This window comes from Salinigranum marinum (genome assembly GCF_024228675.1).
Lineage (GTDB): Archaea > Halobacteriota > Halobacteria > Halobacteriales > Haloferacaceae > Salinigranum > Salinigranum marinum.
Window position 1 is genome coordinate 1,386,022 of sequence record NZ_CP100461.1, and the last position, 16,505, is coordinate 1,402,526.

The window sequence follows — 16,505 nt, forward strand, 5'->3', positions numbered from 1 at the left end:
AATGGGGGCCCTCACCGACCCGCGGGGGTACTGGGGAGACCTCACGACCCCCGAACGCGGGGTCGTCGGCGCCATCACCGTCTTCGCCGTCCTCCTCGTGCTGGGCCTGCTCACCGGGGTGCTCGCACCCGCGTACTTCCTCTATCTCGTCGGCCTCGCGGGGATGTACGCGTTGCTCTCGTTCGGCCTGAACTCCCAGTGGGGGTTCACCGGGCTCATCAACTTCAGCGTGGCCGCCTTCTTCGGACTCGGCGCCTACGGCACCGCGCTGATGAGCGCCAGTTCGTCGCCGATTGCCGGGCAGTTCCTGCCCATCTTCGGGTTGGTCGCCGCGCTGGTGCTGGCTGCGATACTGGCCGTCGCCATCGGCATCCCGACCCTGCGCCTGCGAGCGGACTACCTCGCAATCGCCTCGCTCGGCCTCGCCGAAGTGGTCCGGCTTATCGTCCTCAACGAACGTGAGGTGACCAATGGGAGCGCCGGTGTCCGTGGTATCCCGACGTTCTTCGAGGGGTGGCCGGTGCTCGAAACCCTGCCACAGCAACTGCCGGGAATCTTCATTCAGCCACTCCCCGGGACGCGCCTCGTCTTCGAAGAGCCGTTCTGGAGCGCGCTGTTGAACGTGGCGGTCGTCGTCACGTTCGTCGCCGGGAGTTACGCCATCCTCCGGCGGGCACATCGCTCGCCGTGGGGTCGCGTCCTCCGGACCATCCGAGGGGACGAGGACCTCGCGCGTGCACTCGGCAAGCACACCTACGGCTTCAAGATGCAGTCGTTCGTCCTCGGGAGCCTCATCATGGCGCTCGCAGGGGTGTTCTACGCGCACCTGAACCTCTACGTCAGCCCGAGCGACCTCGACCCAGTGACCACGTTCTACGTCTGGGTTGCCGTCATCCTCGGCGGCAGCGGATCGAACCGCGGTGCGCTGTTTGGCGGTATCGTCATCGTCACCATCCGCGAGGGGACGCGCTTTCTCAACGGCTTCGAGTGGATCCCGGTCGACGTGGCGCCACTCCGCATCCTCCTGATCGGCGTCCTCATCGTGGTGCTGATGCGCTACCGACCGCAGGGAATCCTCCCGCCACAACGGGAACTCATCTGGCCGAGCGTCGTCGACGAGGCACCCGACCAGCCGACATCTGGCGTCCGCGAAGCCAGGATGGGAGGGAACGATGACTGACGCCGACACGGCGGTCGCCGGCGACCGTGAGGAGGCGACGACGGAGGCCGTTCAGTCCGGCCAAGACGGTGGTCGCGACCTCGTCCTCGAAGTCGACGGCCTCCGGAAATCTTTCGGGGCGCTGACCGCAACCGACGACGCCTCGTTCTCGGTCGAACGCGGCACCATCACGGGTCTCATCGGCCCGAACGGTGCCGGGAAATCGACCCTGTTCAACCTCGTCTCGGGCTTCTACAAGCCAGACGCCGGGTCGGTCACGGTCAACGGCGTCGACGTGACGGGGATGGAGCCGTACGAGGTCGCCGACTACGGCCTCATCCGTACGTTCCAGACCCCGCGCAAACTCGAGGGGATGACCGTTCGGGAGGCGATGCTCGTCGGGCCCCGAAACCAGCCCGGTGAGTCCTTCCGGAACCTGTTTCTCAACCCGAGCGCGGTCGAGGAACGCGAGCGGGCGAACCTCGAGCAGGCAGAACGCATCCTCGAGGAGTTTGAAATCGACCACCTCGCGACCCAGCCAGCGACCAAAATCTCAGGAGGGCAAATGAAACTGGTCGAACTCGCCCGCGCGATGCTGGCCGAACCGGAACTGCTCCTGCTCGACGAACCCGCCGCCGGGGTGAACCCGACGCTGCGGAACAAACTCGCCGAGCAGATCCGCCGCCTCAACGAGCAGGGCACCACGTTCCTGCTCATCGAACACGACATGGAGTTCGTGATGAAACTCGCCGACCCGGTCATCGTCCTCGACCAGGGCAGTGTGCTGATGGAGGGCTCTCCCGGGGAGGTCCAGAGCGACGACCGTGTCATCGACGCCTACCTCGGAGGGAGCCCATGAGCGACCACGTCCTCGAACTGGCGAACGTTGACAGCGGCTACGGCGAGGTGCAGGTGCTCGACGACCTCTCCTTGCACTTGGACGCCGGTGAGATCGTCTGTCTCATCGGTCCGAACGGGGCCGGCAAGTCGACCGTGCTGAAGACCGCCTTCGGGATGCTGACGCCGTGGACCGGGTCGGTCAGCTACCACGGTGACGAAATCGGCGGGATGGCCCCCGAAGATATTGTCCGCGAGGGCATCGGCTTCGTCCCACAGACCGACAACGTGTTCGGGTCGCTGACCATCGAGGAGAACCTCCGGATGGGCGGCGTCGCCCGGAAGTCGGGGCTCGATGACGTCATCGATCGCCTCTACGAACGGTTCCCGCTCCTCGACGAGAAGCGGGCGGCCAAGGCACGGACACTCTCGGGGGGCCAACGGCAGGTGCTGGCGTTCGCCCGTGCCCTGGTGATGGAACCCGACGTGTTGCTCATCGACGAGCCATCGGCCGGGCTGGCACCCAACACGGCCGACGAGGTGTTCGGCCACGTGACGGCCGTCAACGAACTCGACACGGCGATCCTCATGGTCGAACAGAACGCGAAGAAAGGGCTCGGCATCTCCGACCGGGGCTACGTCCTCGACCAGGGGACCGTCGCCTACGAGGACGAGGCCGGACAGCTGCTCGACAACCCCGAGGTGTCTCGGCTCTACCTCGGCGGCTGATCCGCGTCGTCGGGGTCGAACGGGGATCGGCGGCAACTCCTTATTCCGCGGTCGCCTTCCGACAGGTATGAACGAGGACGACACACCGGCCCCGCCGGGGCTGCGTCGCGCGCGCCGCGTCGCGACGCTGCTCGACGACGCCGTCACGGTTCCGGGGACGAACACCAGCGTCGGACTGGACCCGCTCGTCGGCCTGATCCCCGTCTCGGGAACCGTAACCAGCGCGGCGATCGCGCTATCGATCGTCGCGGAGGCGATCCGCAGCGGCGTGCCGCGCGGCGTCGTCGCCCGGATGCTACTCAATGTCGCCGTCGACGTCGTCGTCGGCTCGATCCCGGTCATCGGCAGCGTCTTCGACGTGTTCTGGAAGGCGAACCGCCGGAACGTCCGGCTGTTCGAGCGGGCGGTCGCCGAACGCGTCTGACGGCCGTGGGCGGTCGATCGACTCGTCGGTGTCACGTCCCGATCCCCGACCGCCGCGTCCCGACCGACTACGAGGCGCGTCTCTCGATCTCGCCTTTCAGCCGCGCCGCATCGAAGTCGTGATCCGGGCGGATGTTGACGAAGTCGAGGAACTCCAGGGCGGCGACGAGGTCCCCCAGGGAGTACGCAGAACGTGCGGCCTCGACCGCCGCGCGGGCCCCGATGAGCGGTTCGAGCGCCGCCAGCGCGCAGGCGAGGTCGTACGAGCGCGCGTCGGCGGCGGCGTCGGCGCGGACCCGCGTCGCGTCGATGAAGTAGAGTTCGTCGTCGAGAATGAGCACGTTCTCCGCGCGGAGGTCGCCGTGTGCGAGTCCGTCGTCGTGCATGACGCGGAGGGCGGCGAACAGATCCGGCGCGAGCGCGGCCTCGCTCTCGCGGTCCAGCTGATCGAGCGCGCGGAACTGGGGCAGATACTCGAGGACGACGACGCCGAGGTCGTCGATCTGGAGCGCCTCGATCGGTTCGGGGGCGTTCAACCCCAGCTCACGGATGCGACGCGTCGCCTCCAGTTCGTGTTCGGCCATCTCGTACGGCGTACCGAAATGCTCGAAAAAGCCCTCCGTCCCCGAGGAGAACGCGCCGAGGTTCCGGCCGGTCGTGATGAGCGCGTGGACGAGCGAGTTCTGCCGGGAGATCACCTTCACGAACAGCTCCTCGTCGAGCACGATCGGCGTCGACAGCCAGTTGTCGGCGTCGAGAAACCGAACGTACACCTCGTCGCGGCCGTACCGGGTCTGGAGGCTCCTGACGACCCGTTCGAGCCGTGCCCAGTCGAGTCGTCCACGGACGAGGCGACGCAGTTCCACGCTCCGGTCGTTTGCGGTGGAGACTCATAAGTTCGCGGGCGAGACGGAATCGGACTCCCCGTCCTCCGAGGTGCTGGTCCGGGCGAGTGAGGAAACGGGTGCGTTGTGGGTGACCGTGGATCGGTCGCCGGCGCTTCGAGGCGTCTCTCCCTCCGCCAGCCGGTCGCGGGGGCCGACCACTCGTGCCACACCTGCCTCGCGTGATTCGCCCCTGCGCGGAGTCGCGTTCCCCGGGAGGGGTGGCGTCACCGGACCCGCGCCAGGCGGTCGGCGCACGGGAGCGAGGAGAGCGGGGCGCTTGCGCCGCGAGAAGGCGAACGGCGGAGCCGTGACCCCCGCGAGCGACCGGAGCGAACGAGCGCCCGGGAGGAAAGACACAGAGGGACTCTCCGTCTTGGTGTCCGTGCCGGGCTCCAGTCACGACGGCCGCTCACGGAGAAACGGACGAACGCGACGAACGACCACCGGGAACGCGGGAGCTTTTACTGCCCACCCCCTCACTCCAGCCGTGCAGGTCGTTGGCTACGACACCCCCTCGGCGACGCTCCTCGTGAGCCGCGACCACGGCCGCGGCGACGAGCGTGATGGGCCGGCTCCCGACGGCAACGTCGACTCGATCGCGCTCGATCCGGGTACGACGCTCTCGTGGTCGCTGGGCGAGCGCCACTGCGCCGGCGCGGTGTACGGCCACGGGGCCGACGAGGGGCCGGAGCACGTCGCCTGTGACGCGCCCGAGGCACCGTACTGTCCCGCCCACACCTCGACGTGGGTCTGTGCGCGCTGTACCGGGACCTGTCTCAAGGACGAGATGGACTGCTACGACGACCACGCCGTCTATCTCGCGGGGTTCGCCCCCGATTCGTTCAAGGTGGGCGTGACGAAGCTGTGGCGGCTCGAAACGCGACTGCGGGAGCAGGGCGCAGACCGGGGTGCGCACCTCTACACGGTCTCCAGTGGGCGGATCGCCCGCGAACTCGAAGCCGAGATCGCGACCGACCTCTCCGACTTCGTCCGCGTCGACACCAAGCGCGCGGGGCTCGGCTCGCGGATCGACGCGGACGCGTGGGAGCGCCTGCTCGACGGCTTCGACGTCCTGGACCGCTACGAGTTCGACTACGGCCTCGAGCTGACGGAACGGCCGGTCGCCGAGACCATTGCGACCGGCACCGTCCGCGGGACGAAAGGCCGGCTCCTGGTGCTCGATCACGCCGGCAGCACCTACGCGGTAGACCTCCGCGACCTCGTCGGCTACGAACTCGCCGACGGCGGGACCGAACGCGACCTCCAGTCGAGCCTGGGCGCGTTCGGGTAGCGTGATCGGCGGACGTGGACCAGGTCAGCCCGTACCACGCGGCGGGTGATGTGTGTGGATATTTACGCCCGGGTCGGTGACTGCTGGGTATGGGCTTCGGTAGCTACGACGAATCCGAGCAGGAACGCCAGCAACAGAGCGGTCACGACGACGAGGACGAAGACGGCATCAACGTCCACGAACACGACCACGACGGGTCGGTCAGCGTCGAATCGGACGTCTCGACGGACGACCTCGTGGGGCGGCTCGGCGAGATGCGCGACGACGCCGAAGACGACGACTGACCGCGCGGCCGACGCGACCGGCGGCGGGCGTGACCGCCCGGCTCAGCCGTTCAGTTCGACCCGGACCTCGTTCTCGGTGACGTGGAGGAACTGGATGAACTCCTCGCCGTCGACGGTGTCGTACCAGAGGACGCCTGACGAGGCGCTCTCGTCGATGCGGTTGTTGCTGTTTCCGGGTCCGCCCTCGACCGTGAGGTCGAAGTCTGGCCCCATCCGCGAGAAGTAGTGGTCGACGAGGAAGCCGACTTCCTCGGTGTCGCCGTCGTCCTCTTCGTAGTCGTCGGACGGGTCCGCCGCGTGCTGGTCGAACGTCAGCTCTTCGGGGACGTCTCCGTCTCCGATGTCGCTGCCGAAGTGCCACTTGCTCCCGCTGCTCGGGACGCTGAAGTCCCCGTACGTCATCGGTTCGTCGTCAGTCAGATCGACTTCGAGCGTCGGAACCGAATCGCTACAGTCGACCCTGAGCAGATCCTGAGACGTGTCTTCGGGGTCGACGGTCGTCTCCCACTCCTCGTTCGGTGCCGAGCTGTTGTGCCGATAGTAGATGGAGACGCTGATGTCGTTGTTGAAACTGCCGCTCTTGCACCGGCCGTTCGACGCGAAGTGGATCTCGAACTGCTGTCCGTTCGGACCCTGGTCGTACAGCGACCAGTGGAGCTGTTGGAACTGGTTGTTGTTCTTGTCCTCCGGCGCGAGCGAGAGGTCGAACGTGGTGACGTTGTGCTGCTGTTTGACGCTCGGCACGCCGAGCGAATTGCCGACCGAGGGCATGTCGAACGCGCCCGGCGCGCCCGCGAGCGTCCGGAGTTCGATCGACGCCGTCTGTGCCGCGTGGTCGACCGTCAGGTCGCCCTCGGTCCGTTCGGCGAAGTACGACGCCCAGCCCTGGTAGTGTTCGCTGTGGACCGTGACGACGACGGTCCCGTTCTTCACGGGGTTGTCGTAGGCGTTCCCGTTGGGGTAGGTCGTCGTCTCGTTTGGGTAGACCCGGTTCGCGTCGGACCCCGCGGTGGTCGGGGTGACCTCGGCCGCGATGCGGCCCGAGGCGCTCCCCGAGCCGGCGACGCGGACGAGCGGCATCGTCAGCGTCTGGTCGCGGTAGTGGAACTCGGGCGGCGAGACCATCACGGTCCCGTTGTCCTGGGTGCGCCAGACGCCGCCGCCCTGGTAGGCGATGACGGTGTCGCCGGCCGTGTATCGGACCGAGCCGAGCGACCGGTTGAGGATCTCGACCGGTGGGGGGTTGCTATCGGTGTAGTTCACGTGCTCGACGCGAATCCAGCCGGTGTCGTCGTCGACCTCGTAGCTCCCCTCGCCGCTGCCGCTCAGCATCACCCGCTGGCTGTCGGCCTCGCCGAGCGCCGTCATCGCCCCCCGGGAGTCCAACAGCGTCATCGCGTGCTCGGTCCGCTGGAGATCCGCCGAGTCCTGCGTGTCCGTCAGCGCCGTCCCGCCGAGGGCGACGACGGCCGTGACGCCGATCGTCGCGACCGCGAGCATGAGCGCGACGCCGATCGTCGTCGACTGGCCGCTCCGATCGCGGACCAGTCGGTAGAGCCACGGCGGCCGCGGCGGGCTGGCGGCCCCACGCGCCGAGCCCGGTCTGTGCGCTCGTCGCCGTCCCGGTCGTCGGTCGGTCCCCTCGGAACGCGTCTCGTCCGTCTCGGTGTGTGTGTCGTCGTGCATGTCTATCACTCGAAGGTGATGTCGACGAGCGTCTCCTGGATGTACACCCGCTCGACGCCGGTGAGGCGACAGGAGACAGTGTCTCCATAGATGGTGCAGGAGGCGTCCGACCGACCCAGTTCGCGCTTCCAGACCGCCGGCCGCGGCGAGGTGACGTTCACCATCACGTCCGCCTGCGCATCGGGCCGTGCCGTCTCGACCCTGAAGCTCTCACGCTGACCGCCCGGGCGCCTCGCGCGAACGAGCACCGTCGTCGTCCCGCCGACGGAGGCCGTCTCTCCACCCTGGCGCGTCGTCACGACCGGGAGCAGGACCCGGCTCTGGTTGAGGATGAACTCGGAGTGCCGGACGACCACCGCCCCGCCGGCGTCCTCACGGAAGATGGCTCCGTTGACGTAGACGATCCGCCCGTCGGCCGTCTCGTAGACGATCGGTTCGACGTCGAACCGGTAGCTGTCCGTGGCCCCCGACGCGTTCGTCACGGAGACGTTCACCCGCGTCGGCTCGACCATCCGGAGCTGGGCGTCGGCGACTTTGACCTCCGTGGCACGGCTCGGCGCGCCCCGTCGGACCATGTCGTCGAAGTTGTCGCCCATCACGTCGAACGCCCGCTCGGCGTTGTTGAGTCGCTCGAAGTCGCGGGTGTCCTGCAGGCCACCGTAGCCGAGCGTGAACGTGAGGCCGACGATGGACAGCACCAGCGCGAAGATGAACACGAAGCCGAGAGTGTCGCTGACGGCCCGGTCCGACTCACGGCTCACGCGTCTCGCACCTCCAGATCTCCCCCAATGGAGACGACGACGAGCTCGCCCCCCTCGACCGAGCCGAGACGCACCGGCGTGTTCGTCACCAGTCGGAGCGTCACCGAGACGTCCACCGACGCCGCTGAGAGGGAGATGCGGTAGACGGTGTCCCCGGGGACCGCCCCGTCCTCGATCGCGATGATGTAGGCCGAACTCCCCACGCGGCGCGGGAGCGTCGACTTGACCCGGACCTGACCGTCGACCGCGGAGGCGAGGCGGTCCGCGCCCTCGACGTCCGCGACGAGCGTCTCCCCGACGACCTCCAGTTCGGACCGGATGACCTCCTCGCGCTGTCCCTCGACGAACCCACCGGCCGCGAGCATCAGCCCCGAGATCAGGATGCTCGCGATGGCGAGCGAGAGCACGTAGCCCAGCGCCGTGGAGACGGCGCGGTCGTCGACGCGAAGCCCCGCGAACGAGCCCCGACGAGCCCGGCCGGGTGGTCGGAGCCGGCTCATCAGAGCTCCTCCGGTGCGAGACGGATCGTCGCCCGGTAGTAGACGTCCGTGCTCTCGTACGTGATCGTGACCGTGGCGTCGTACACCACGGCCGTGATGAAGGGCGATCCCTGGCTCGGCCCTGTGCCGTCGTTGTCGTAGAAGTTCGTAAAGCCCGACCCGGAACTAACCGTGAGTTCGTACGTGCCGCCCGCGTGGTCGGCGTTGACGAAGCTGACGTCGCTGTCCTCGACGTTCGCGTCGCCGCCGAGGGCAACCGTCTCCAGTGCCGGGCACGCCGTCCCGTTGACGCTCCCGTTCGAGACGTCGATCGCCGCCGGGGAACTCCCCGGACGCGTGCACTCCCCGACGAATCCGGTGTCGTTGACGACGGCCACGCTCACGTCGTCGCCGCCCGTGTCGATGTCGTCGTAGACGTACAGCTTCCAGGTGTCGGTCGAGTTGTCGAGTTCGACCCGGAACGGATCGTTGGCGAGCGCCGAGTCGTTCGACGCGACGACCGAGCCGTGAGCCACGGTGAACCGCACGTCACGAACGTCGATACCGGTAGCGAGGGTCCAGTCGGCCGCGCCCGACCGGTTCGTGAACGCCCGCGAGGCGTTCGACTGTTCGATCCGGGTTCCGTGTTCGGTCGCGTCGACCGACACCGACGCCACGCGGGCGTGGCGCGCGGCGTGGAGCCCCGTGCCGTTGCTCCAGTCGCCGACACTCCCGACGTACCAGTCCGAGACGGTGGGGTAGCCGTAATCCTTCGCCGGGTCACCGGTGTTGTTCGCGTTCTCGCGGCGTAACAACTCCCGCGCCGACTCCTCGGCGGTCGCGCGGTAGCCGATCGACGGGTCGGTGCCTGGGTCGGTGTTCCGCGTCGCCAGGTTCTCGGTGTAGATGGCCGTGTTCAACAGGAGCGCGAGCCCCACGAACAGCACGGCCAGCGTCAGCGCGGCGACGAGGAACAGTTGGCCGCGGTCGTCCCGGCCGCGGTCGGAGCGACAGCGTGACCGTCGCCGGGGCCGCGGCGGGGGCGTCACATCCGCCATACGACCACCTCCACCTCCACCACGCTGTACAGCGGGCCACGGGACTGGTCCGCGGCGTAGAACGTCGTCGAGTCGGTGAGCGTGTGGGTCGTCCGCGTTCCGTCGGCCGCGTAGAGAACGTCGTCGTCGTACAGCGTGACGCGCCACCGCGCGGAGATCGCGTTGTCGCTGGGGCCGCCCATGCGGACGACGGTCTCCCGCCGGATCGTCCGTTCGCTCGTCGGGTAGTGGACGTAGAGGTTGAACGCGATCCCCCGGTCGAGGAACGTGTCGTCGAGCGTCTCGCCGAGCGCCGTCGGCGGGCCGCCAGAGACGTACGCCCCGTCGAACGTGTTGCCGTGGAACCGGCCGCTCGAGTTGTTCACGAAGAGGAGCGTCGGCTTCAGGCTCTCGTTCTCCGCGGCCGCGGCGAGGACGCCCGTCGCGACCGCCTCCTGCTGGTTCTCGATGTGCTGGCTCGAGGTCGAGGCGGTCAGCGGGGTCACGGCCGTCACCTGCAGGGCGAAGACGATGCTCGCGAGCAGGATCGTTGCCGCGACGAACGCCTCCAAGGTGTGTGCCTGCCCGCGTGTCGATCTGCCGAGCGTCCATTCCGTCTTCCCCATCGGTTCACCACACCCTGACGTACAGTTCGTACGATTCGCCCCGGTAGAGCACGCGCCGCTGGGCGGTGATGACGTCACTCGCACCCGCCCGCGAGTCGCCGACGCTGCCTTCGACCGTGCCGCCCGGGTCGACGAGTGTCACGTTGAGGTTGGTGTCGTCGGGGACCCCGAGCATCGGGTTCGGGTGGTCGCCGAGGCTCCCGTCGGTCGGATCCGGACAGCCCGGCGGCGGCGCGGTCGCGGCGAAGAAGGCGGTCGTACACGTCTCGTTGAGCACGTACGGCTCGGCCGGGTCGCCGAGGACGTCGGTCGCCAGTCGGTTGGCGGCGCGGTCGGCGACGAGCGGATCCGACTGGCTAGTCGCGAACGGCTGGAACATCACGGGGACGAAAGTGAAGACGAACGCGACCGTCAGGAGGAACAGCGTCGCTCCGACGGCGAAGTCGATCGTGGTCTGTCCCCTGTCCCGCCCGGTCGCCGACCGCCAGTCGCTCCCGGGCCGCGGTGGCCGCCGCGCCCGCATCAGCCGACCACCGTCCAGGTTGCGAGCGCGACCGTCATCAGGACGACGACGAACTTGACGCCCGAGCGGAGGTCTGCGCTCCGGATGTAGCCGCTGATGAAGCCCGACAGGATCGCCTGCAGCGTGACGCCGTGGAAGAACAACAGCGACAGCTGGTTGGGGTCGATGCCGCCGCTGAACGAACTCGCGCCGCCACCGCCGCCGCTACCGGCCTGCTGGGTGAGCCCGGCCATCACGTCGAGGAACTGTGTCTTCAGGATGGCCATCACGGCCAGCAGCGTGAAGTACGTCATGAGGATGATGGCGACCTGCATCCTAGTTCTCGACTTGCGCTCGCGGTCGATGTCGTCCTGGTTCTCCGAGGCCTGTGCCGCCGTGGTGAGCACCTCGGTGATCTGCGACGAGGCCTCCTGAGCCTTCGAGATGAGCTTCACCGTGCGGGCCAGCCGCGGGATGTGGTACTTGTTGTTGAACTCGACGAGCGCACCGCGGAGGCTCATCCCGTAGTTGACCTTCGCGTACATCACGTCGAACTCGTCGGCTAGCTGTCCGGACGAGGTCCCGGCGACCGTCCGGATCGATTCGAGCAGGGTCTGTCCGGTGTCGTTCGCCGAGGAGAGTTTCCGGAGGTTGTCGGAGAGCTTCCCGATGATCGAGGCGCGTCGACGGAGGTTCCACTCGTAAAACACCGTGAGCGGGACCGCGACGATGTACACCGGGAGGTAGAGCCAGATGAACGTCCCCCAAACCGGCCGGGCGACCATCCCGTCCCAGCTGGTCGGGGCGACGCCCATGACGGCGGCGACGACGACCAACACGAGTCCCACGGGGACTGTAAGCGCCAGCGTGTACATCGGATTGTCCCGGAGGAAGACGTGTGGGGCGGTGGCGATCTGCATCGTCTTGTGCGTCCCCTCGCGGGTTTTGATCCGCGAGAAGAGCGCGAACTCGCCGACGAAGCGCTCGACGAGGCCCAAATGAAAGAGGCCTTCGTTCTGCTGGTCGTCGAGGCGATCCGCCCCGTCGGCCGGCACCAGGTAGCCGTCGCCCGGTTCGTCCTGTTTGACCGTCGAGACGAGCACGAGAAAGCCCACGCCGGTCAGCGGGATGAGCACGTAGACGGTACCGAAAAGCAGCATGTCCTGTGCCTCGCCCAGCATCGACATGATGACCAGGATGATGATCAACAGGAGGGGGAACAGCGAGAGCGTCATGTACATCTCGCCGAACAGTTCGAGCGTCTCCAGCGTCATCTCCTGTTCCTGCTTCGCCGTCCGGAGGTGCTTTTCCTTCTTGTCGGAGAGGAACTGCTGCATGTCCCCGCCGGAGTTGACGATCGACAGCATGTCGGTGAGAAACTGCGAGAGGTCGTCGCTGGGTGTCGTCAGCGCCTGCTGGCGGATCGCGTTCCGGTAGTCCGTCCCGAAGTACTCGGTCTCCTGGACGATGCTCTGGAACTCTTTTGCGACCTCGCCGTACGTGTCCTCCGCGCGGGCCATCGCCTCTAAGATCTCGAGTTGGTTCAGCCCGCCGACCGACAGCGCGTACATGAACGACACCGAGTCCGCGAGCAGCATGTTGATCTGCCGCTTGCGCGCCGACGCCCGCGAGTACGGCATGGCGATGAGCGTCCCGAAGCCTGCCCCGAAGCCGATGCTGCCGAAGACGACTCCCATCACGCCGATCGCCGCCGGAATGGCGATGCTCTCGAGAGTCGCCGCCGTCGACTCGTCCCCGACCGGGATCCCGAGGCTGACGGTCTCTTGGGTCAGGACACCGAACTGCACCAGTCCGAAGCCGGCGAGCGTCCCGAGGATCCACAGGGTCAGCCCGAGCAACACGCCGACGGCGAGCGCCCGGGAGATGTACAGTTCGACGTTCTCGCCCATCCGCGCCTGTTCGAGTCGCTCCTCGACGTCGCTCACGAAGTCGCTGTTCTCGTCGAACAGGAACTGGAACAGCGGGTAGAACGCGTCGCCGAGCGCGTCGGTGCTGCCGTCGAGACTGCTGCTCGATTCCAGACTCATCGCTCACTCCCCCTCGGAGCCGTCGAAGCCGAAGCCGAAGCCGCCGGCGTCGTCGCCGTCGCCCTCGCGCCGCTGGTCGCCCTCGCGTTCCCCGCCGGAGCCGCCGAGCGCCTCCTCGAACGCGTCGGCCGCCCCCGCCTTCCCGGTCGTCTCGTCTGTCGGATCCGACGGGTCGGCGCTCACATCGGCGACGGGCTCCATGTCGGCGAGCGCGCTCGCGACGTCGGCGTCCTCGCTCCCGCGGAACTCGGGGAGCAACGACTCCTCGGCGCGTTCGAGGAGCCGCTCGGCCAGTGCGGCCGTCTCCCCGTCGGGGGAGGGACGCGGCACCATCGCCTCCTTCTCGGGTTCGATGTTGATGTGAACCGACTCCATTTCCCGGAGGTCTTCGAGCGACTGCCTGAGCCGGTCGTCGGCGATGAGCGCGAGGATGGTCTCTTGATCGTTGATAAAGGCCTGGAACGTCGCCGCGACCTCGGCGTAGGTGTTGAGGCCACGGTCGATGAGGTACGCGAGGACGACCTGTCGCTTGAACAGCTCCCGGTCGAGTTTGTCCGCGGTCCACCCGCGGTCGAACATGATCTCCTCGAGCGTGTTCGAGTTCCCCATCTTGAGGAACTCGTCCGTCTCCGCCTGCCACTGGTAGACGTCCTGGACGTTGATCTCGTCGTTCTCGGCGTCGTAGTGGTTGATCTCGGTCAGCGACTTGTTCCGGCGGACCTTGTTGCCACCCACGCGGGTGGAGGTCTGGATCGACACCAGATCCAGCGCCGTGAACATCGTCTTCGAGACGTTGATCGGCTCGGTCGTAAAGCGCTTGAGCACCTCGCCCACGGAGTCGGCGTGGAACGTGGTGTAGGTGGTGTGCCCCGTCGACATGACCTGGAAGAGCGTCCGGCCCTCTTCACCACGGATCTCGCCCATCACGATGTAGTCGGGTCGCTGGCGGAGCGCGGCTTCCAGCAGGGCGAACTCGTCGACGTCGCCGCCGTCGTCCTCGGCGAACGACGGTCTCGTAACGGAGGCGATCCAGTTGCGCTGGGGGAGTTCGACCTCGCGGGTGTCCTCGATCGAGACGATCTTCGAGTTCGAGGGGATGAAAAGCGACACCGCGTTCAGCGAGGTGGTCTTTCCCGACGCCGTACCGCCGGCGAAGATGAGCGACTTGTGGTTCTCGATGCAGAGCCAGAGGAAGGCCATCTCGTCGAGCGAGAACGTGTTCCAGTTGATCAGGTCGATGGGCGTGAAGGGAACGTCCTTGAACTGCCGGATCGTGTAGTTCGTCCCGTGGTCCGAGACCTCCCGGCCGAGGGTGAGCTGGGCCCGAGAGCCGTCGGGCAGGGTGGCGTCGACCTGCGGCCGCCGTTTGGAGATGCCCTTGCCCGAGCGCTGGGCGAGTTTCACCACGAAGTCGTCCAGCTCCTCACGGCCGTGGTAGACGTTGGAGATGATCTGCTCGTAGTCGGAGTGGTAGACGAAGACGGGCGAGTGGTAGCCGTCGCAGGAGATGTCCTCCACGTTGATGTCGTGTTTGATCCCGTCGATGCGCTCGTATCCCGTGAAATCCCGGCGGAGGTAGTACAGCAGTTTCTCCACCTGGTACTCGTTGAGCGTCTTCGCGTCCTCGGCGAGCACGGCGGGTTCGGGCCGCGCCTCGATGCCGTCGAGGCTGCCGACCCCGAGCGCGGTCGACGTCGAGGCGGGTTCGGGATCGTCACCGAGTCCGAGCAGGTTCGCGAGCGGGGCCAGCGGGCCGCGCTGGATGAAGCCACCGTCCTTGCCGGCACTGGCCGCGGTCGGCGCGGTGAACAGGTCGTACCGTTCGAGGAGGTTCAAGGTCTCCGCCTCGATGACCTGTCGTCGTTCCTCGAGATCGGCGGCGATGACGTCGTCGTCGGAGTACTTGATCGCGGTTCGGAGCTTCCCGGTGAGGAAGTCGACGAGGTCGTCCTCGATCCGGTTTCTGTGCGGCTGGACCACGTAGTACTTCTTCTCGTTCTCCTTGGTCGAGTGGAAGATGACGACGAACGAGTAGGGCTTGTTGACCCAGTAGCGTTCGACCTCCCGGAAGTGCGTCTTCTTCGCGAGCGGGACGGACTTCTCCAGGTCGTACCGTGTCACGATCGTCGAGTGACCCTCGTCGGTCCGGAAGAAGGCGTCCTCGTCGAAGTCGTCCTGCACGCTCACGGTCCGCTGGTCGACCACCTCCGCGAGTTCGGCACCGCGGTCCCCCGCGTGGCCGATCACGGACTCGATCTCGGCGGGATCGAAGCCCAAGGCGTCGTCGAGGCGCTCTCTCGGGTGGTCGGCGGCGAACTCCTCCTCGCCGTACCAGTCCTTGGCGACGGGTGGGTTCTCGGGATCCAGATACGCGCCGATCCGGTCGTTCAGCCGCTCTGCGTCGGCCGCGGCGCCTGCCACCCGGTCGGCCGTCTCGGTCGGGTGAAAGCCGAGGTCGGCAACTGCGGCGTCCTCACCCTCGATCGAGTCCCAGTCGATACCCCCGTCGTCGTGTCGCGTCTCGGCGGCGGCGTCGGCGTCGTCCGCTCCACCGTAGTCGGCGAGGTACTGCTCCCACGTGTACTCGCCGACGGTCGCCCCCACCGACCGCGACGGCGCTGACTCGGACCGCGTCTCGCCGGTCGGATCAGCGTCGTCGATAGCCATTGTAGTCGCTCACGATTCTCTCCATCAAAAAGTCTTCTCCGACTGGTATCGTCGATCTACTAGAAAACATGTCGTACAAAATCGGTATACTGCACCTACTTTTCCTCTTTAACATACGAAATTTTATAGTAAACTCGATCTGACTCGCCGGTTTAGATTATTGATTCTGATATCTTCGATGAGGGGCACGAGGTATATGTGCCGTTCAAATACTCCTTATCAGGGGGCGGATCTGCGAGCCGACCACGTCGAGGTTCAGTGAGTCGACCGTGACAGCGATCCGATCGCACGGGACAACGTCATCTAGGGGAGGTGGGGGTCGGAGAACGACGTTGATCGCGTGACAGCTCGAGCCACGCCGGTACTCGCCTGACTCGAGGCGGAAAGAGGGTGGCGGGCGTGGCGGGACTCGAACCACGGTCGGACGTGCTCACTCCGCTGCGCGCCACCTCCTGATTGGACTCCCGTGCCCCGTGCCGGCGGCTCACTGACGTTCGCTCCTCGTATTCGTCGCAGAACGGGTGTGACGGGACTCCCGCAAGCGGCGGGACTCCCGCAAGCGAAGCGAGTGGGCGTACGCCACGGCCGTTTTCCTGCGAGCGACAGCGAGCGGTGAAAACGGGCGTGGCGGGATTCGAACCCGCGATCGAGAGGTTAGGAACCTCTCGCCCTGTCCACTAGGCCACACGCCCTGCCCGAGGTATCGAAGCTGCCGACTAAAAGCTGACTGTCGGGTACGGGCGGAGCTGAGGAGGAGCGTACCGTTAGCTACTGGACGCGGAGTCGGCGTCGGTCTCCGTTTCTTCGAGTTCCTGCTCCTTCTCGCGCTTGCGCGCCTGGAACTCCTCTTCGTCCTCGTCCGGCTGCTGCTCCATCTCCTTCAGTTCCTCTTCGATCTCCTGGCGGCCCCGCTGGAACTCGCCCATCGCCTGCCCGGTCGATCGCGCGAGTTTGGGGATCTTGTTGGCCCCGAACAGCAGGACGAGCACGAACAGCACGATAAGCAGCTCCGGCCCGCCCGGCAGCCCCGGGAACAGTATGACATCGAACATCGCTATCTCAGCTTAACCAAGTGGCAATTATAGGCTT

Annotated in this window: 16 protein-coding genes and 1 tRNA gene; 6 read left to right on the plus strand and 11 right to left on the minus strand. The window is 66.8% G+C overall.

The genetic code is table 11. The annotated features are described in order from the left end of the window. Position 1: 1 nt before the first annotated feature. The 4 genes from NKJ07_RS06770 (at position 2) to NKJ07_RS06785 (ending at position 3,149) form a co-directional block, all read left to right on the plus strand. A complete protein-coding gene (locus tag NKJ07_RS06770) occupies positions 2–1,180 on the plus strand; it encodes a branched-chain amino acid ABC transporter permease (protein WP_318569825.1) in 1,179 nt (392 codons plus the stop codon). After that, a complete protein-coding gene (locus NKJ07_RS06775) occupies positions 1,173–2,018 on the plus strand; it encodes an ABC transporter ATP-binding protein (RefSeq protein WP_318569826.1) in 846 nt (281 codons plus the stop codon). The genes NKJ07_RS06770 and NKJ07_RS06775 overlap by 8 nt, the downstream gene beginning before the upstream one ends. Next, positions 2,015–2,725: an ABC transporter ATP-binding protein gene (locus NKJ07_RS06780; protein ID WP_318569827.1), complete on the plus strand. Its 711-nt coding sequence runs from the start codon at positions 2,015–2,017 to the stop codon at positions 2,723–2,725. Before NKJ07_RS06775 ends, NKJ07_RS06780 begins: the two co-directional genes overlap by 4 nt. Positions 2,726–2,792: 67 nt before the next feature. Further along, positions 2,793–3,149 carry a DUF4112 domain-containing protein gene (locus NKJ07_RS06785; RefSeq protein ID WP_318569828.1) on the plus strand — a complete coding sequence of 119 codons (357 nt, stop codon included), beginning with the start codon at positions 2,793–2,795 and terminating at the stop codon, positions 3,147–3,149. A gap of 67 nt (positions 3,150–3,216) precedes the next feature. Here NKJ07_RS06785 and NKJ07_RS06790 read toward each other — a convergent pair whose 3' ends face one another. After that, positions 3,217–4,014, minus strand: coding sequence for an RIO1 family regulatory kinase/ATPase domain-containing protein (locus NKJ07_RS06790; RefSeq protein ID WP_318569829.1), 798 nt, complete (start codon positions 4,012–4,014; stop codon positions 3,217–3,219). A gap of 508 nt (positions 4,015–4,522) precedes the next feature. Here NKJ07_RS06790 and NKJ07_RS06795 point away from each other — a divergent pair. Together NKJ07_RS06795 and NKJ07_RS06800 are read left to right on the plus strand one after the other, a co-directional pair. Beyond that, positions 4,523–5,326 (plus strand): DUF2797 domain-containing protein, encoded by an 804-nt coding sequence (locus NKJ07_RS06795; protein WP_318569830.1) that lies wholly within the window; start codon positions 4,523–4,525, stop codon positions 5,324–5,326. Between the two features lie 89 nt (positions 5,327–5,415). Beyond that, a complete protein-coding gene (locus NKJ07_RS06800) occupies positions 5,416–5,610 on the plus strand; it encodes a DUF5786 family protein (RefSeq protein ID WP_318569831.1) in 195 nt (64 codons plus the stop codon). A 42-nt stretch (positions 5,611–5,652) separates the two neighbouring features. On the opposite strand, the gene NKJ07_RS06805 is transcribed toward NKJ07_RS06800, so the two are convergent. From NKJ07_RS06805 to tatA, 10 genes are all read right to left on the minus strand, one after another. After that, entirely contained in the window at positions 5,653–7,296 is a 1,644-nt protein-coding gene (locus NKJ07_RS06805) for a DUF7289 family protein (RefSeq protein WP_318569832.1), read from the minus strand. A gap of 5 nt (positions 7,297–7,301) precedes the next feature. After that, on the minus strand, positions 7,302–8,057 hold the full coding sequence (locus NKJ07_RS06810) for a DUF7289 family protein (RefSeq protein WP_318569833.1): 756 nt from the start codon (positions 8,055–8,057) through the stop codon (positions 7,302–7,304). Then, entirely contained in the window at positions 8,054–8,557 is a 504-nt protein-coding gene (locus NKJ07_RS06815) for a DUF7266 family protein (RefSeq protein ID WP_318569834.1), read from the minus strand. The genes NKJ07_RS06810 and NKJ07_RS06815 overlap by 4 nt, the downstream gene beginning before the upstream one ends. Next, positions 8,557–9,594: a hypothetical protein gene (locus NKJ07_RS06820; RefSeq protein ID WP_318569835.1), complete on the minus strand. Its 1,038-nt coding sequence runs from the start codon at positions 9,592–9,594 to the stop codon at positions 8,557–8,559. Before NKJ07_RS06820 ends, NKJ07_RS06815 begins: the two co-directional genes overlap by 1 nt. Next, positions 9,582–10,199 carry a DUF7288 family protein gene (locus NKJ07_RS06825; RefSeq protein ID WP_318569836.1) on the minus strand — a complete coding sequence of 206 codons (618 nt, stop codon included), beginning with the start codon at positions 10,197–10,199 and terminating at the stop codon, positions 9,582–9,584. Before NKJ07_RS06825 ends, NKJ07_RS06820 begins: the two co-directional genes overlap by 13 nt. A 4-nt stretch (positions 10,200–10,203) precedes the next feature. After that, on the minus strand, positions 10,204–10,722 hold the full coding sequence (locus tag NKJ07_RS06830) for a DUF7287 family protein (RefSeq protein WP_318569837.1): 519 nt from the start codon (positions 10,720–10,722) through the stop codon (positions 10,204–10,206). Next, on the minus strand, positions 10,722–12,749 hold the full coding sequence (locus NKJ07_RS06835) for a type II secretion system F family protein (protein WP_318569838.1): 2,028 nt from the start codon (positions 12,747–12,749) through the stop codon (positions 10,722–10,724). The genes NKJ07_RS06830 and NKJ07_RS06835 overlap by 1 nt, the downstream gene beginning before the upstream one ends. Before the next feature lie 3 nt (positions 12,750–12,752). Further along, a complete protein-coding gene (locus tag NKJ07_RS06840; protein WP_318569839.1) occupies positions 12,753–15,416 on the minus strand; it encodes a type II/IV secretion system ATPase subunit in 2,664 nt (887 codons plus the stop codon). 619 nt (positions 15,417–16,035) lie between these two features. After that, a tRNA-Arg gene (locus NKJ07_RS06845) sits at positions 16,036–16,108 on the minus strand. A gap of 72 nt (positions 16,109–16,180) precedes the next feature. Continuing rightward, complete coding sequence (gene tatA, locus NKJ07_RS06850; protein ID WP_318569840.1) at positions 16,181–16,468, minus strand: twin-arginine translocase TatA/TatE family subunit; 288 nt, start codon at positions 16,466–16,468, stop codon at positions 16,181–16,183. Positions 16,469–16,505 lie beyond the last annotated feature (37 nt).

Coding starts and splice junctions, on each gene's coding strand:
- NKJ07_RS06770 (WP_318569825.1), top strand. CDS start 2: ATGGGGGCCCTCACCGACCCGCGGGGGTACTGGGGAGACCTCACGACC.
- NKJ07_RS06775 (WP_318569826.1), top strand. CDS start 1,173: ATGACTGACGCCGACACGGCGGTCGCCGGCGACCGTGAGGAGGCGACG.
- NKJ07_RS06780 (WP_318569827.1), top strand. CDS start 2,015: ATGAGCGACCACGTCCTCGAACTGGCGAACGTTGACAGCGGCTACGGC.
- NKJ07_RS06785 (WP_318569828.1), top strand. CDS start 2,793: ATGAACGAGGACGACACACCGGCCCCGCCGGGGCTGCGTCGCGCGCGC.
- NKJ07_RS06800 (WP_318569831.1), top strand. CDS start 5,416: ATGGGCTTCGGTAGCTACGACGAATCCGAGCAGGAACGCCAGCAACAG.
- NKJ07_RS06805 (WP_318569832.1), bottom strand. CDS start 7,296: ATGCACGACGACACACACACCGAGACGGACGAGACGCGTTCCGAGGGG.
- NKJ07_RS06815 (WP_318569834.1), bottom strand. CDS start 8,557: ATGAGCCGGCTCCGACCACCCGGCCGGGCTCGTCGGGGCTCGTTCGCG.
- NKJ07_RS06820 (WP_318569835.1), bottom strand. CDS start 9,594: ATGGCGGATGTGACGCCCCCGCCGCGGCCCCGGCGACGGTCACGCTGT.
- NKJ07_RS06825 (WP_318569836.1), bottom strand. CDS start 10,199: ATGGGGAAGACGGAATGGACGCTCGGCAGATCGACACGCGGGCAGGCA.
- NKJ07_RS06830 (WP_318569837.1), bottom strand. CDS start 10,722: ATGCGGGCGCGGCGGCCACCGCGGCCCGGGAGCGACTGGCGGTCGGCG.
- NKJ07_RS06835 (WP_318569838.1), bottom strand. CDS start 12,749: ATGAGTCTGGAATCGAGCAGCAGTCTCGACGGCAGCACCGACGCGCTC.
- NKJ07_RS06840 (WP_318569839.1), bottom strand. CDS start 15,416: ATGGCTATCGACGACGCTGATCCGACCGGCGAGACGCGGTCCGAGTCA.
- tatA (WP_318569840.1), bottom strand. CDS start 16,468: ATGTTCGATGTCATACTGTTCCCGGGGCTGCCGGGCGGGCCGGAGCTG.